Here is a 12,549-nt window from a genome sequence, read left to right on the forward strand (position 1 = left end):
AGGGTTTTGTGTTGGCCTCAATATTGCGCTCAACACAAAACCCTGTAGGAGTGAGCCGGCTCCGGGCGGCGTTCCGACGATGACGGCCTGACAGGCAATAAAAAACTAAGGCAATTCGATCCGCTCAACTTCCCCCGGCACCGTCGGCCAATCCCCGGCCGCCCAACGCCGTCGCGCTTCATCGATGGCGGCCGGATCGCTTGCTACAAAATTCCAGTTGATCCGCCGTGGCCCGTCCAGTGGCGCCCCGCCAAACAATACGGCATGACAGTCGCTCTCGGCGAACAGGGTCATCTCTTCGCCAGCCGGTAATACCACCAGCGAATTCAATTCCAGCAACTCCCCCTCCAGCAGCGCTTCGCCACTCAACACATACAACGCCCGCTCTTCATGTTCGGCAGGAATCAGCAAAGTCGTCGCCGTTTGCAGGTTCAATTCCGCATACAACGTAGGAGAAAGCACCGGCACCGGCGATTCCAGGCAAAAGCCCGTTCCCGCAATCATGCGGATTTTCACCCCAAGGTTATCGCTGACCGGCAGCGTCGAGGCCGGGTGATGGCTGTAATGCCCCGGGCCCTGTTCATGCTCCTTCGGCGAGGCCAGCCAGATCTGCAAGCCGTGCATCGTGAACCCACTGTTCTTCAGCGATTCGGGGGTGCGCTCGACGTGGGCAATTGCGCTGCCCGCCGTCATCCAGCTCACGTCGCCGGCGTCCACCACCTGATCGGAACCGAGGCTGTCCTTGTGCTGGATCTGCCCCTGAAACAGGTAGGTGAGGGTGGAGAGGCCGATGTGCGGATGCTGGCGTATGTTCATGCCTTTGCCCGCCGGATAACGGGTTTCAAGCATGTGGTCGAAAAACACAAACGGCCCGACGCTGCGGCATTTGGCTGACGGCAGCGGACGAAGAATCGGCTGGCCTTCGACATCTTCAACGCGGGGGCGGATCACGAGCGGAGTGTTCATGGTGCATTCCAGGCTGAGCGGGTGACGCAGGGAGCATAACCCGCTTGGGCAGCCCTTGCCGCTATTGGCTGAAGGCGCCTTCGGACAGATGGGTTTCGATGCTGACTTCAGTAGTGGTCATCAGCTTGTGCACGGGGCAGCGGTCCGCCACGCGGTGCAGCTCTTCACGCTCGGCGTCAGTGAGCACGCCCTTGAGCGTCAGCTTGACGTGCAGCGCATATTTGCCTTTTTGCTCTTCGCTGTTGTCGCGTTTGACCTCGACCGTCACGCCGGTCAGCGGGATGTTTTTCTTCTTGGCATACATTTTCAGCGTCAGTGCTTTGCACGCACCGAGCGCCGCGTCGAAATAATCATGGGGCTCCGGCGCCGAGCCTTCGCCGCCAACCGATTTCGGCACATCGGCAAAGAGTTCGTGCTCATCGATCTGCACGCTGTGACGAAAACCATCGCTGGAGACGGTATTGACGGTGACGGACATGGAAAACCTCGCAGGCATCAGGAAAGTGAGTCGATCAAAAGAGACCTTGAAGTTATAGAGCATTCCGCATGACGGGCGTTCCACTTTTTGCATCGGGGTTCTGATTACGCCGAATCGTTACGGCGATGCGACCGGTTGGCTGCGCATGGTTGCGGGTGGCGCCAACCCGGCCTATGGTCCTTGCGATGCATTGCTGGCAACCGGCGCGCGATGACCGCGGCAGGTTGCTGTCCATCCAGGCGGGATTCCCGCAGCGAGGTGACGACATGCCGAATGACTCCCGCCCTGCCGTGCTCGAACTGATCGGCAATACGCCGCTGGTGCGCGTCAGCCGTTTCGATACCGGTCCCTGCACGCTGTTCCTCAAACTCGAATCACAGAACCCCGGCGGCTCGATCAAGGACCGTATCGGCCTGGCGATGATCGACGCCGCCGAGCGCGATGGCCGCCTGCGCCCCGGCGGCACCATCGTCGAAGCCACCGCCGGCAACACCGGCCTGGGCCTGGCGCTGGTTGGCCGCGCCAAGGGCTATCGGGTGGTGCTGGTGGTGCCGGACAAAATGTCCACCGAGAAGGTCTTGCACCTCAAGGCCATGGGCGCCGAGGTACACATCACCCGTTCCGACGTCGGCAAGGGCCATCCCGATTATTACCAGGACGTCGCGGCGCGGCTGGCGCAGGAAATTCCCGACGCCTTCTTTGCCGATCAATTCAACAACCCGGCCAACCCGCTGGCCCACGAGTGCAGCACCGCGCCGGAGATCTGGGCGCAGACCCAGCATGATGTCGACGCCATCGTCGTCGGCGTCGGTTCGGCCGGCACCCTGACCGGGCTGACGCGTTTCTTCAGCCGCGTGCAACCGAACCTGGTCATGGTGCTGGCCGATCCAATTGGCTCGGTGATGGCCGAGTACAGCCGCAGCGGCACCCTCGGCACGCCCGGTTCGTGGGCGGTGGAAGGCATTGGCGAAGACTTCATTCCGTCGATCGCCGACCTCTCCAGCGTGCGCCACGCCTACTCGATCAGCGACGAGGAAAGCTTCGACCACGCCCGCCAACTGCTGCGCGCCGAGGGGATTCTCGGTGGCTCTTCCACCGGCACCTTGCTGGCGGCGGCCTTACGCTACTGCCGTGAACAGACCGAGCCGAAGCGCGTGGTCAGCTTTGTTTGCGACACCGGCACTCGCTACCTGTCGAAGGTGTACAACGATCAATGGATGAACGATCAGGGATTGCTGGCACGCAAGCCGTATGGCGATTTACGCGACGTGATCGCGCGGCGTTTCGAGGATGGCCGGGTGGTCAGCGTGGGCCCGGACGACACGCTGCTGACAGCCTTCCAGCGCATGCGCCTGGCGGATGTGTCGCAACTGCCGGTACTGGCAGACGGGCAGAAGCTGGTCGGGGTGATCGACGAATCCGATATTTTGCTGGGCATGCAGGAAGGCGCTTCGAATTTCCGCCTGACCGTGGCCAGCGCGATGACTGACAAGCTGCAAACCCTGCCTCCCGGCGCCAGTCTGGCTGAGCTGCGGGCAGAGCTCGACCGTGGGCTGGTGGCAATCATTGCCGACGCTTCCGGCTTCCACGGCTTGATTACTCGAGTCGACATGCTCAATCACTTGCGGAGATCCCTGACATGAGTCAACACGATAAAACCGGTGCGCCACGGGGTTTTGCCACCCGTGTGATCCATGCCGGGCAAACGCCGGACCCTTCTACCGGGGCGCTGATGCCACCGATTTACGCCAACTCCACCTATTTGCAGCAGAGCCCCGGCGTGCACAAAGGCCTCGACTACGGGCGCTCGCACAACCCGACGCGTTTTGCGCTGGAACGTTGCGTGGCGGATCTGGAGGGCGGCACCCAGGCGTTCGCTTTTGCTTCCGGGCTGGCGACCATTTCCACGGTGCTCGAACTGCTCGACACCGGTTCGCACATCGTCTCCGGCAATGACTTGTATGGCGGTACTTTTCGGTTGTTCGACAAGGTGCGCCGGCGCAGCGCCGGGCATCGCTTCAGCTTCGTCGACCTGACCGACCTGTCGGCCTTCGAGTCCGCGCTGCAGGACGACACGCGGATGGTCTGTGTCGAGACGCCGAGCAATCCCTTGCTGCGTTTGACCGACCTCGGCGCCATTGCGCGTATCTGCCGCGACCGGGGCATCATCTGTGTGGCCGACAACACCTTTGCCAGTCCGTGGATCCAGCGCCCCCTGGAGTTGGGCTTCGATATCGTGGTGCATTCGACGACCAAGTACCTCAATGGCCACTCCGATGTGATCGGCGGCATTGCGGTGGTCGGGCAGAACGCGGAACTGGCCGAACGCCTGGGCTTTCTGCAAAACGCCGTCGGCGCCATCGCCGGGCCGTTTGACGCCTTCCTCACTTTGCGTGGGGTGAAGACCCTGGCGCTGCGTATGGAGCGCCATTGCAGCAATGCGCTGGAATTGGCGCAATGGCTGGAACGTCAGCCGCAAGTGGCGCGTGTCTACTATCCAGGCCTGCCGTCGCACCCGCAGCACGAACTGGCGCGGCAGCAGATGCGCGGTTTCGGCGGAATGATTTCCCTCGACCTGAACAGCGACCTCGCCGGTGCCAAGCGTTTCCTTGAGAGCATGCAGATCTTCGCGCTGGCCGAGAGCCTGGGCGGGGTGGAAAGCCTGATCGAGCACCCGGCGATCATGACCCACGCCACGATCCCCGCCGATACCCGCGCCGAGCTGGGCATTGGCGATGCGCTGGTGCGTTTGTCAGTGGGGGTCGAGGATGTTGAAGACCTGCGCGCCGACCTGGCTCAGGGATTGGCGCGGATTTGACGATACTTCAGGCATAAAAAAATCCGGAATCCTTGGGGGATTCCGGATTTTCATGTCCAACCGGATCAGCTGCCTTTGACAGCCTTGCCGTTGACCGTGCCGTCGAGGAGCATGATGTTGTACTCCTTGCCGTCGGTTTCAACCTGTTGCAGACGAACCAGCAGGTAGTCCCAGTCCTTGGCGAACCACAGCACGGTGATGCGCTTGCTTTGTGTCGGGTCACGCACGCGCTCGACCTTGATCGCTTCGATCTGGCCAGCCTTGGTGTCGACCTTTTCCGTACCCAGCACGCGGAAGTCATAGGTATCGACTTCGCCGCCGTCGACCACCTGATAGCTCATGCTTTTCTTGCCGGCAGCGACGTCATGTTGCAGGGCCAGCTGATAGGTCGACTTGTCGACCATGCCGCGATTGAGCGGGATCTTGACCGCGTCACCACGATCGGTGCCGGTGACCATCTTGGCGTTCCAGTCGAAATCCAGATCGGCTTTCTTGGCTTTGCCCAGGCCGCCGCGCTCGAAGTGATAGGACTGCGGCAGCAGGGTGTCCTTGTCGAGGGTCAGCGTGCTTTCCTCCGACAGGCTGGCGATCATCATCGATGCCTTGAAGCTGAGTTTCCACACGCCGTTGGCTTGTTTGGCCAGGCTGCGTTCAGCCGTGCCGCTCATGGGCAGTTGCTTCCAGTCGGCGGTGTAGCTGGCGGAGAAAGGTTGAAGGTCCGCCGCCTGTGCGAAGGGCAGGGCGAGCAGAGCGCAAGCGAAGAGCAGGGCGCGACGCATAAAATCTCCTAGGTTCGAATCAAGTGGCCGCTGGCCGCGAGTAACTGACCATCCAGTAAAGCACCTTGTTCGCCGAGTGATAAACGACCTTCGGCAAACCAGCGTACGGCCATCGGGTAGATCAGGTGTTCCTGAACGTGGACCCGCTGCGCCAGACTCTGCGGCGAATCCTGCAACTCTACCGGTATTACAGCCTGTACGACCAGTGGTCCGCCATCGAGTTCCTCGGTGACGAAATGCACGGAGCAACCATGCTCGGTGTCGCCGGCCTCCAGCGCGCGCTGATGAGTGTGTAACCCTTTGTATTTGGGTAGCAGCGACGGATGGATGTTGAGCAGGCGACCCTGATAGTGGCGCACGAAGTCAGCGCTGAGAATGCGCATGAAACCGGCCAGTACCACGAGTTGGGGATTGAAAGCGTCGATCAGTTCGATCAGCGCGGCATCGAAGGCTTCGCGGCCGTCGAATGCCTTGTGATCCAGGGAGCGGGTGTCGATACCCGCGTCCCTGGCGCGTTGCAGGCCGTAGGCGTCGGCGCGGTTGGAAATCACCGCAGCGATGCGGACCGGGCTGTCACCGGTCCGCGTGCTGTCGATCAAGGCCTGCAAGTTACTGCCGGTGCCGGACAACAGCACCACCACATCACAGGTCCGAGGCATCAGTGAGCCTTGAGGTTCTTCAGTTCAACCTGAGCCGCGCCTTCGGCAGCGGTGGCGATCTGGCCGATGACCCAAGGCTGCTCGCCGGCTTCACGCAGCACGTTCAGCGCGGTTTCAACGTGCTCTTGAGCGACGCAGATCACCATGCCGACGCCGCAGTTCAGCACGCGGTGCATTTCGTTTTCGTCAACGTTGCCTTTCTCTTGCAGCCAGTCGAACACGGCAGGGCGGTTCCAGCTCGCGACGTCGACCACCGCTTGTGCGCCTTTTGGCAGAACGCGCGGGATGTTGTCGAGCAGGCCACCACCGGTGATGTGGGCCATGGCTTTGACGGCGCCGGTTTCCTTGATCAGCTTGAGCAGCGGCTTCACGTAGATGCGGGTCGGGGCCATCAGCAGGTCGGTCAGCGGCTTGCCGTCGAGCTGGATGTTTTCGATGTCGGCACCGGACACTTCGATGATCTTGCGGATCAGCGAGTAGCCGTTGGAGTGCGGGCCGGAAGACGGCAGGGCGAGCAGGGCGTCGCCGGCAGCGACTTTGGAACCGTCGATGATTTCGGATTTTTCCACGACACCGACGCAGAAGCCGGCCAGGTCGTAGTCTTCGCCTTCGTACATGCCAGGCATTTCAGCGGTTTCGCCGCCGACCAGGGAGCAGCCGGACAGTTCGCAGCCCGCGCCGATGCCGGTCACGACCTGGGTCGCGGTTTCGACGTTCAGTTTGCCGGTGGCGTAGTAGTCGAGGAAGAACAGCGGCTCGGCGCCGCAGACCACCAGGTCGTTCACGCACATGGCCACCAGGTCGATGCCGATGCTGTCGTGCTTGTTCAGGTTCAGTGCCAGGCGCAGCTTGGTGCCGACGCCGTCAGTACCGGAAACCAGCACAGGCTGCTTGTAGCCGGCCGGGATTTCGCAGAGGGCGCCGAAACCGCCCAGGCCGCCCATGACTTCCGGGCGCGCAGTGCGCTTGGCGACGCTCTTGATGCGTTCGACCAATGCTTCACCGGCGTCGATGTCTACACCGGCGTCCTTGTAGCTCAGGGAGGGTTGCTTGCTCATGATCCAGGCCTTTAGGGGGGATTCAGGGGTAACGACCGAGTCCAGTGGGACCCCTTGAACAGGCGAGGGCAAGTGCCGAGCGCATATTCGAGGGTGCCCGGCTGTTGCCGGTCTGCGAAGGCGCGCGATTTTATCAGGCTTGAGGGGCAGCGGCCATCCTCACGCCGACGGCAGGGGCATATCACCTGAAAAAAATTGATATTGACCGTGTTGGTGGCGTCTTGCATGGCTGTATAAGGTATCGCCATTAACCGTCTATCGTTATGACAGTGCGAAAACTTCCAGTGATCGTGTGAATGTTTTGCGCAAGGACGTGGTCACAGCCTTGCCCGATCATCTTCATGCGGTCTGTTCCAGCCGCTCTCGTCGTCAGGAATCTTCCATGCGTTTTTGTAAATTCGTGTTTGTGGGCTGTTTGTCATTGTTCAGCCTGGCGAGTCATGCCGAAACAGTCAAAGGCCTCTATCAGGTTCGCGAACCGGTCAGCAGCCAGACGCAGGAGGAGCGTGATCAGGCGACTCAGCGGGCGCTGGACACGCTGGTGCTGCGCCTGACCGGCGACCCGAAAGCGGCGCAAAGCCCGGGGCTGGCGGCGGTGCGCAAAGACCCGCAGCAAATCATCAGTCAGTACGGCTTTGACGCCGGACCGCCGCAAGTGCTTAAAGTCGATTTCGACCCGGCGACCACCGAACAGGCACTGCGCCGTGCCGGGCTGTCGCTGTGGGGCGCCAATCGGCCGTCGATCCTGGGGTGGTGGCTCAACGATTCCGCCGAGGGCTCAAGCCTGGTGGGCGACGGGCAGGCCAGTGCTGCACCGCTACGGCGCGCGGCACAACACCGGGGATTGCCGCTGCGTCTGCCGCTGGCGGACCTGAGCGAACAACTGGTGGCGACGGCACCGAATCTTGAAGGCACGGAGGCGACGCCATTGCGCGCCGCCTCGGAACGTTACAACGCTGACGCCTTGCTGGCGGTGCATGCCCATGAAGAGGGTGGCCAGTGGCAGGCCAAGTGGCATTTGTGGCTGGGCGACCAGAAAGAGGCGGGCAGCGTGCAAGGTGCGGATCAGGCTGCGGTGGCCGATGCGGTGATGCTGGCCGTCAGTGAACGCCTGGCGCCGCGCTTTGTAGTCAAGGCTGGCGCGTCGGGCGAGCAATTGCTGGAAGTGCAGGGCATGAACCTGGAGCACTACGCAGCGCTCGGGCGTTTGCTGGAGCCGTTTGGTGTGCGCCTGCAAAGCGTCGATGGCGACCGCATTCTTTACCGGGTCAATGGCAGTGCCGAGCAATTGCGGGCGCAGCTGTCACTGGCGAAGTTGCAGGAGGTCCCGGCGGGCCAGGCGCCGACGCCGACCGCGCCTGTGCAGCCGGTGGCCGGTGCAGCACCAACAGCAGTAGCGCCTGCGGCACCGACGCCGCAGTTGCGATACCGCTGGTAGATTTTTCTTTCTCTATATAGAAGCAGGGAGTGGTTCATGGGCGATACGCGGCGTTGGTTCTGGTTGGGTGGGGTTGTCCTGCTCTGCGTGTTTGTCTGGCTGTTGCATCCGATCCTGACGCCGTTTCTGGTGGCGCTGCTACTGGCTTATCTGTTCGATCCGCTGGTGGACCGGCTGGAAAAGGCCGGGTTGTCGCGGACCTGGGGCGTGATCGCGGTGTTTGCGCTGTTCACCCTGATCTTCACGACGTTGCTGCTGGTGCTGGTGCCGATGCTCGCCCGGCAACTGTTTCGCCTGTACGAACTGGCGCCGCAGATGCTGGACTGGCTGCAACACACCGCATTGCCGTGGGCGCAATCGAAGTTCGGGCTGTCGGATAACTTCTGGAAGTTCGACAAGCTCAAGGCGGCGATCAGCGAGCACATGGGCCAGACCACGGACATCGTCGGCGTGGTGCTGAGCCAGGCGACAGCGTCTGGCCTGGCATTGATCGGCTGGCTGGCGAATCTGGTGCTGATCCCAGTGGTGAGTTTCTACTTGCTGCGGGATTGGGACGTCATGATGGCCAAGATCCGTAGCCTGCTGCCCCGTGACAATGAAGAGCGCGTGGTCTCCCTGGCGGGGGAATGCCATGAAGTGCTCGGCGCGTTCGTTCGCGGACAATTGCTGGTGATGCTGGCGCTGGGCGTGATCTACGCGGCGGGCCTGATGCTGGTCGGGTTGGAGTTGGGTCTGTTGATCGGCCTGATTGCCGGCCTGGCGGCCATCGTGCCGTACATGGGGTTTGTCATCGGTATCGGTGCGGCGTTGATTGCCGGGCTGTTCCAGTTTGGTGGCGACCTTTACCCCATGATCGGCATCGTCGCGGTGTTCATGGTGGGCCAGGCGCTGGAAGGCATGGTGCTGACGCCGCTGCTGGTGGGCGACCGGATCGGTTTGCACCCCGTCGCGGTGATTTTCGCGATTCTGGCGGGTGGTGAGCTGTTCGGTTTTACCGGCGTACTGCTGGCGCTTCCGGTGGCCGCCGTGATTATGGTGCTGGTGCGCCATGTGCATGATTTGTATAAAGATTCTGATATGTACAGTGGCGTCGACGAACCAGAGCTTTAAGGGGTGACGATTGCCCTTGGCGGGCTGCCTGGCTTGATGCCGGGCGGGCCCGCGTCCTTCGCGCAGCTGTCACATGCGCCGCCAAAGAAACTGTCACAAAACCAGTGCATTAACGCAAACCTTTGATTTTGCTTGTGGTCTGTCGCATTGTGCGGGCAGCGTCACGGGTATAAACTTCGCAAACTTTACACAGAGGCCACTAACGGTTCCGTTGGAACTGTTCAGTCAGCATGAAACCGATTCAGCTGCCCCTAGGTGTGCGTCTGCGTGATGACGCTACCTTTATCAACTACTACCCAGGCGCCAATGCCGCAGCACTCGGCTATGTCGAGCGGCTTTGCGAAGCCGACGCCGGCTGGACCGAAAGCCTGATTTATCTCTGGGGCAAGGACGGGGTAGGGCGCACTCACCTGTTGCAAGCGGCGTGCTTGCGCTTCGAACAGTTGGGGGAACCGGCGGTGTACCTGCCGTTGGCCGAGTTGCTGGATCGTGGCACCGAAATCCTCGATAACCTCGAACAATACGAACTGGTCTGCCTGGATGATTTGCAGGCGGTCGCCGGGCGTGCGGATTGGGAAGAGGCGTTGTTCCATCTGTTCAATCGTCTGCGTGATAGCGGTCGGCGCTTGCTGATCGCCGCGTCGACGTCCCCGCGTGAACTGCCAGTAAAACTGGCGGACCTGAAATCCCGCCTGACACTGGCGCTGATCTTCCAGATGCGCCCACTGTCCGACGAAGACAAATTGCGCGCCTTGCAACTGCGCGCTTCGCGTCGCGGCCTGCACCTGACCGATGAAGTCGGGCACTTTATTCTGACCCGAGGCACTCGCAGCATGAGCGCGTTGTTCGAGCTGCTTGAGCGTCTCGACCAGGCCTCCCTTCAAGCTCAGCGCAAGCTGACCATCCCGTTTTTAAAAGAGACGCTAGGCTGGTAAAACCCAGGCCCTATAGGGTTTTTGGCATATTTCAGGCGCCAGAAAATCCGCTTTCCTACAGGGTGTAGGCCGCGCAAGTGTCTAAATGGGGCTTAAGCGCTTAGATGTAAACGCGAAACCGGAAAGTCACATAAAGTTCGATTGAATTTGCAAATGAGGATGATAGCGGGCATAGTCTCGGCTTCTTTACAACTATCAGCCACGGTCGTGCCCATGCTAAATCGCTTTGCACCCCTCGTGCCTCTCGCACTCGTCACCCTGTTGTTCGGTTGCGCCGCTCACTCTCCAGTGTCCGAGCAGGCCTCTCAACAACAGGTTAAAAATTCTGTTACTGCACAGTCTTCCGCTCTTTATCAGGAAGAACTGGCCACCGACAAAGAACTGGCAGACTTCGCTGATGGCAAGTCGTACCAGCTTCCGGCCCTGGCTGACAGCATCCTCGAACGCGGCATGTCCCTGATCGGTACTCGTTACCGTTTCGGCGGTACCTCTGAAGCCGGCTTCGATTGCAGCGGTTTCATCGGTTACCTCTTCCGCGAAGAAGCCGGCATGAACCTGCCGCGCTCCACCCGCGAAATGATCAACGTGGACGCTCCGCTGGTTTCTCGCAGCAAGCTGGAGCCGGGCGATCTGCTGTTTTTCGCCACCAATGGTCGTCGCGGTCGCGTCAGTCACGCCGGGATCTACCTGGGTGACAACCAGTTCATCCATTCCAGCAGCCGCCGCAGCGGTGGCGTCCGGATCGACAGCCTGGGCGACAGCTACTGGAACAAAACCTTCATCGAAGCCAAGCGCGCACTCGCGATGGCGCCTGCCGCCGCCCCGGAAATCGTCACGGCGCGCAAGTAAGCGGACAGTTTGTAAGGTGAACTTAAAGTCTTACTTGAAGTTTGCCGCGTAGCCGCTAGAATCCAGATCTAATATTGATGGCAAACCGCCTGCGTCCTGCGCAGGCGGTTTTCTTTTCTGCGTCCTCTGCAGAAAAAGCCGCAGCCAGATCAGGATGTTCTGCCATGACGAACTCGGCCCGCCTCGCAATCATGTTCCTCGCAGCGCTGCTCAGCGCCTGTGCCAGCCGTCCACCACCGCCTGCGCCGGTGGTTCGCGCTCCGATCGTGTTCAATACCAACCAACCCTTTTCCCCTGAGGCGGAAGACGTGCTGTTTCGCGCGTTGGGCCTGGTGGGCACGCCTTATCGCTGGGGCGGTAATACGCCGGATTCGGGCTTCGATTGCAGCGGGTTGATCGGCTATGTCTACCGTGATGTCGCCGGCATTTCCCTGCCGCGCACCACGCGGGAGATGATTGGCATGCAAGCGGCGGATGTGGGCAAGGAAGGCTTGCAAACCGGTGACCTGATTTTCTTCGCCACCAATGGCGGTTCCCAGGTCAGCCACGCTGGCATTTACGTCGGCGAAGGTCGCTTTGTCCATGCGCCGGCCACCGGCGGCACGGTCAAGCTCGACAGCCTGTCCAAGGCATATTGGCAACGGGCCTACCTCAGCGCCAAGCGAGTCCTGCAGCCCGAGCATCTGGCGCGCAACCCGTAACACCCAGAGGTTGTCATGACCGCTCGCACGCTCAATCTCGACGATTCCCTGTATCAATACCTGCTCGACGTCTCCCTCAGGGAGACGCCGCTGCTCAAGCGTTTGCGCGACGAAACCCAGGCACTGCCCATGGCGCGCTGGCAAGTGGCGCCGGAGCAGGGGCAATTTCTCGCCTTACTGGTGAAGCTCACGGGTGCGAAACGTTTGCTCGAAGTCGGCACTTTTACCGGTTACAGCGCCTTGTGCATGGCGGCGGCGTTGCCGGATGACGGTTCGCTGATCTGTTGCGACATTCCCGGCGACTACAACGCCACCGCGCGCCGTTATTGGCAGGAAGCGGGGCTTGCCGGTCGAATTGATCTGCGCCTGGCCCCCGCGCTGGAAACCCTCGGTCAGCTGAATCAACCGGGACACTTTGATTTGGTGTTCATTGATGCCGACAAGGCGAACTACCCGGCTTACCTGGAGCATGCCTTGCGCCTGCTGCGCGTGGGCGGTCTGGCGGTGTTCGATAACACGCTGTGGAGCGGGCGAGTGCTTGAACAGAACCCTGAAAGCGCAGACACCCAGGCCATCCAGGCGCTCAATCGCGCGTTGAAGGATGACTCGCGCGTGGATCTGTCGTTGCTGCCCTTGGGCGATGGATTGACGCTGTGCCGAAAACGATAAACGACGATCCCCCTGTAGGAGCGAGCCTGCTCGCGATAGCGGTGTATCAGGCGACATAAATGTTGACTGACCCACCGCCATCGCGAGCA

13 protein-coding genes are annotated in these 12,549 nt (G+C 61.1%); 8 read left to right on the plus strand and 5 right to left on the minus strand.

Features of this window, described 5'->3' with window-relative positions; genetic code table 11:
- Window positions 1-105 precede the first annotated feature (105 nt).
- Both EJA72_RS20990 and EJA72_RS20995 read right to left on the minus strand, forming a co-directional pair.
- Window positions 106-966 (minus strand): pirin family protein, encoded by an 861-nt coding sequence (locus EJA72_RS20990; protein WP_157713287.1) that lies wholly within the window; start codon window positions 964-966, stop codon window positions 106-108.
- Window positions 967-1,027: 61 nt separating this feature from the next.
- Window positions 1,028-1,444 carry an OsmC family protein gene (locus tag EJA72_RS20995; RefSeq protein WP_157713288.1) on the minus strand — a complete coding sequence of 139 codons (417 nt, stop codon included), beginning with the start codon at window positions 1,442-1,444 and terminating at the stop codon, window positions 1,028-1,030.
- A gap of 266 nt (window positions 1,445-1,710) precedes the next feature.
- On the opposite strand from EJA72_RS20995, the gene EJA72_RS21000 reads away from it, so the two are divergent.
- Window positions 1,711-3,087, plus strand: coding sequence for a cystathionine beta-synthase (locus EJA72_RS21000; RefSeq protein ID WP_157713289.1), 1,377 nt, complete (start codon window positions 1,711-1,713; stop codon window positions 3,085-3,087).
- Window positions 3,084-4,262: a PLP-dependent aspartate aminotransferase family protein gene (locus EJA72_RS21005; RefSeq protein WP_157713290.1), complete on the plus strand. Its 1,179-nt coding sequence runs from the start codon at window positions 3,084-3,086 to the stop codon at window positions 4,260-4,262. The genes EJA72_RS21000 and EJA72_RS21005 overlap by 4 nt, the downstream gene beginning before the upstream one ends.
- Before the next feature lie 65 nt (window positions 4,263-4,327).
- Here EJA72_RS21005 and EJA72_RS21010 read toward each other — a convergent pair whose 3' ends face one another.
- The 3 genes from EJA72_RS21010 to purM are packed head-to-tail and all read right to left on the minus strand — an operon-like array spanning window position 4,328 to window position 6,758.
- Window positions 4,328-5,041: a DUF3108 domain-containing protein gene (locus tag EJA72_RS21010; RefSeq protein ID WP_157713291.1), complete on the minus strand. Its 714-nt coding sequence runs from the start codon at window positions 5,039-5,041 to the stop codon at window positions 4,328-4,330.
- Between the two features lie 8 nt (window positions 5,042-5,049).
- Entirely contained in the window at window positions 5,050-5,700 is a 651-nt protein-coding gene (gene purN / locus EJA72_RS21015) for a phosphoribosylglycinamide formyltransferase (protein WP_157713292.1), read from the minus strand.
- Complete coding sequence (gene purM / locus EJA72_RS21020; RefSeq protein WP_008033526.1) at window positions 5,700-6,758, minus strand: phosphoribosylformylglycinamidine cyclo-ligase; 1,059 nt, start codon at window positions 6,756-6,758, stop codon at window positions 5,700-5,702. Before purM ends, purN begins: the two co-directional genes overlap by 1 nt.
- Before the next feature lie 382 nt (window positions 6,759-7,140).
- On the opposite strand from purM, the gene EJA72_RS21025 reads away from it, so the two are divergent.
- The 6 genes from EJA72_RS21025 (at window position 7,141) to EJA72_RS21050 (ending at window position 12,460) form a co-directional block, all read left to right on the plus strand.
- The gene (locus EJA72_RS21025; RefSeq protein ID WP_157713293.1) at window positions 7,141-8,196 is read left to right on the plus strand and encodes a DUF2066 domain-containing protein; all 1,056 of its coding nucleotides are present in this window, start codon (window positions 7,141-7,143) and stop codon (window positions 8,194-8,196) included.
- 36 nt (window positions 8,197-8,232) lie between these two features.
- Window positions 8,233-9,306 carry an AI-2E family transporter gene (locus tag EJA72_RS21030; RefSeq protein WP_157713294.1) on the plus strand — a complete coding sequence of 358 codons (1,074 nt, stop codon included), beginning with the start codon at window positions 8,233-8,235 and terminating at the stop codon, window positions 9,304-9,306.
- A 230-nt stretch (window positions 9,307-9,536) separates the two neighbouring features.
- The gene (gene hda, locus EJA72_RS21035) at window positions 9,537-10,241 is read left to right on the plus strand and encodes a DnaA regulatory inactivator Hda (protein ID WP_157713295.1); all 705 of its coding nucleotides are present in this window, start codon (window positions 9,537-9,539) and stop codon (window positions 10,239-10,241) included.
- Window positions 10,242-10,454: 213 nt separating this feature from the next.
- The gene (locus EJA72_RS21040) at window positions 10,455-11,090 is read left to right on the plus strand and encodes a C40 family peptidase (RefSeq protein ID WP_157713296.1); all 636 of its coding nucleotides are present in this window, start codon (window positions 10,455-10,457) and stop codon (window positions 11,088-11,090) included.
- Window positions 11,091-11,254: 164 nt separating this feature from the next.
- Window positions 11,255-11,791: a C40 family peptidase gene (locus EJA72_RS21045; RefSeq protein ID WP_157713297.1), complete on the plus strand. Its 537-nt coding sequence runs from the start codon at window positions 11,255-11,257 to the stop codon at window positions 11,789-11,791.
- A 15-nt stretch (window positions 11,792-11,806) separates the two neighbouring features.
- Window positions 11,807-12,460 carry an O-methyltransferase gene (locus tag EJA72_RS21050; RefSeq protein ID WP_157713298.1) on the plus strand — a complete coding sequence of 218 codons (654 nt, stop codon included), beginning with the start codon at window positions 11,807-11,809 and terminating at the stop codon, window positions 12,458-12,460.
- Window positions 12,461-12,549 lie beyond the last annotated feature (89 nt).

This window comes from Pseudomonas sp. PB120, assembly GCF_009761815.1.
Classification (GTDB): domain Bacteria; phylum Pseudomonadota; class Gammaproteobacteria; order Pseudomonadales; family Pseudomonadaceae; genus Aquipseudomonas.

Coding starts and splice junctions, on each gene's coding strand:
- purM (WP_008033526.1), bottom strand. CDS start 6,758: ATGAGCAAGCAACCCTCCCTGAGCTACAAGGACGCCGGTGTAGACATC.
- purN (WP_157713292.1), bottom strand. CDS start 5,700: ATGCCTCGGACCTGTGATGTGGTGGTGCTGTTGTCCGGCACCGGCAGT.
- EJA72_RS21010 (WP_157713291.1), bottom strand. CDS start 5,041: ATGCGTCGCGCCCTGCTCTTCGCTTGCGCTCTGCTCGCCCTGCCCTTC.
- EJA72_RS20990 (WP_157713287.1), bottom strand. CDS start 966: ATGAACACTCCGCTCGTGATCCGCCCCCGCGTTGAAGATGTCGAAGGC.
- EJA72_RS21000 (WP_157713289.1), top strand. CDS start 1,711: ATGCCGAATGACTCCCGCCCTGCCGTGCTCGAACTGATCGGCAATACG.
- EJA72_RS20995 (WP_157713288.1), bottom strand. CDS start 1,444: ATGTCCGTCACCGTCAATACCGTCTCCAGCGATGGTTTTCGTCACAGC.
- EJA72_RS21040 (WP_157713296.1), top strand. CDS start 10,455: ATGCTAAATCGCTTTGCACCCCTCGTGCCTCTCGCACTCGTCACCCTG.
- EJA72_RS21045 (WP_157713297.1), top strand. CDS start 11,255: ATGACGAACTCGGCCCGCCTCGCAATCATGTTCCTCGCAGCGCTGCTC.
- hda (WP_157713295.1), top strand. CDS start 9,537: ATGAAACCGATTCAGCTGCCCCTAGGTGTGCGTCTGCGTGATGACGCT.
- EJA72_RS21030 (WP_157713294.1), top strand. CDS start 8,233: ATGGGCGATACGCGGCGTTGGTTCTGGTTGGGTGGGGTTGTCCTGCTC.
- EJA72_RS21005 (WP_157713290.1), top strand. CDS start 3,084: ATGAGTCAACACGATAAAACCGGTGCGCCACGGGGTTTTGCCACCCGT.
- EJA72_RS21050 (WP_157713298.1), top strand. CDS start 11,807: ATGACCGCTCGCACGCTCAATCTCGACGATTCCCTGTATCAATACCTG.
- EJA72_RS21025 (WP_157713293.1), top strand. CDS start 7,141: ATGCGTTTTTGTAAATTCGTGTTTGTGGGCTGTTTGTCATTGTTCAGC.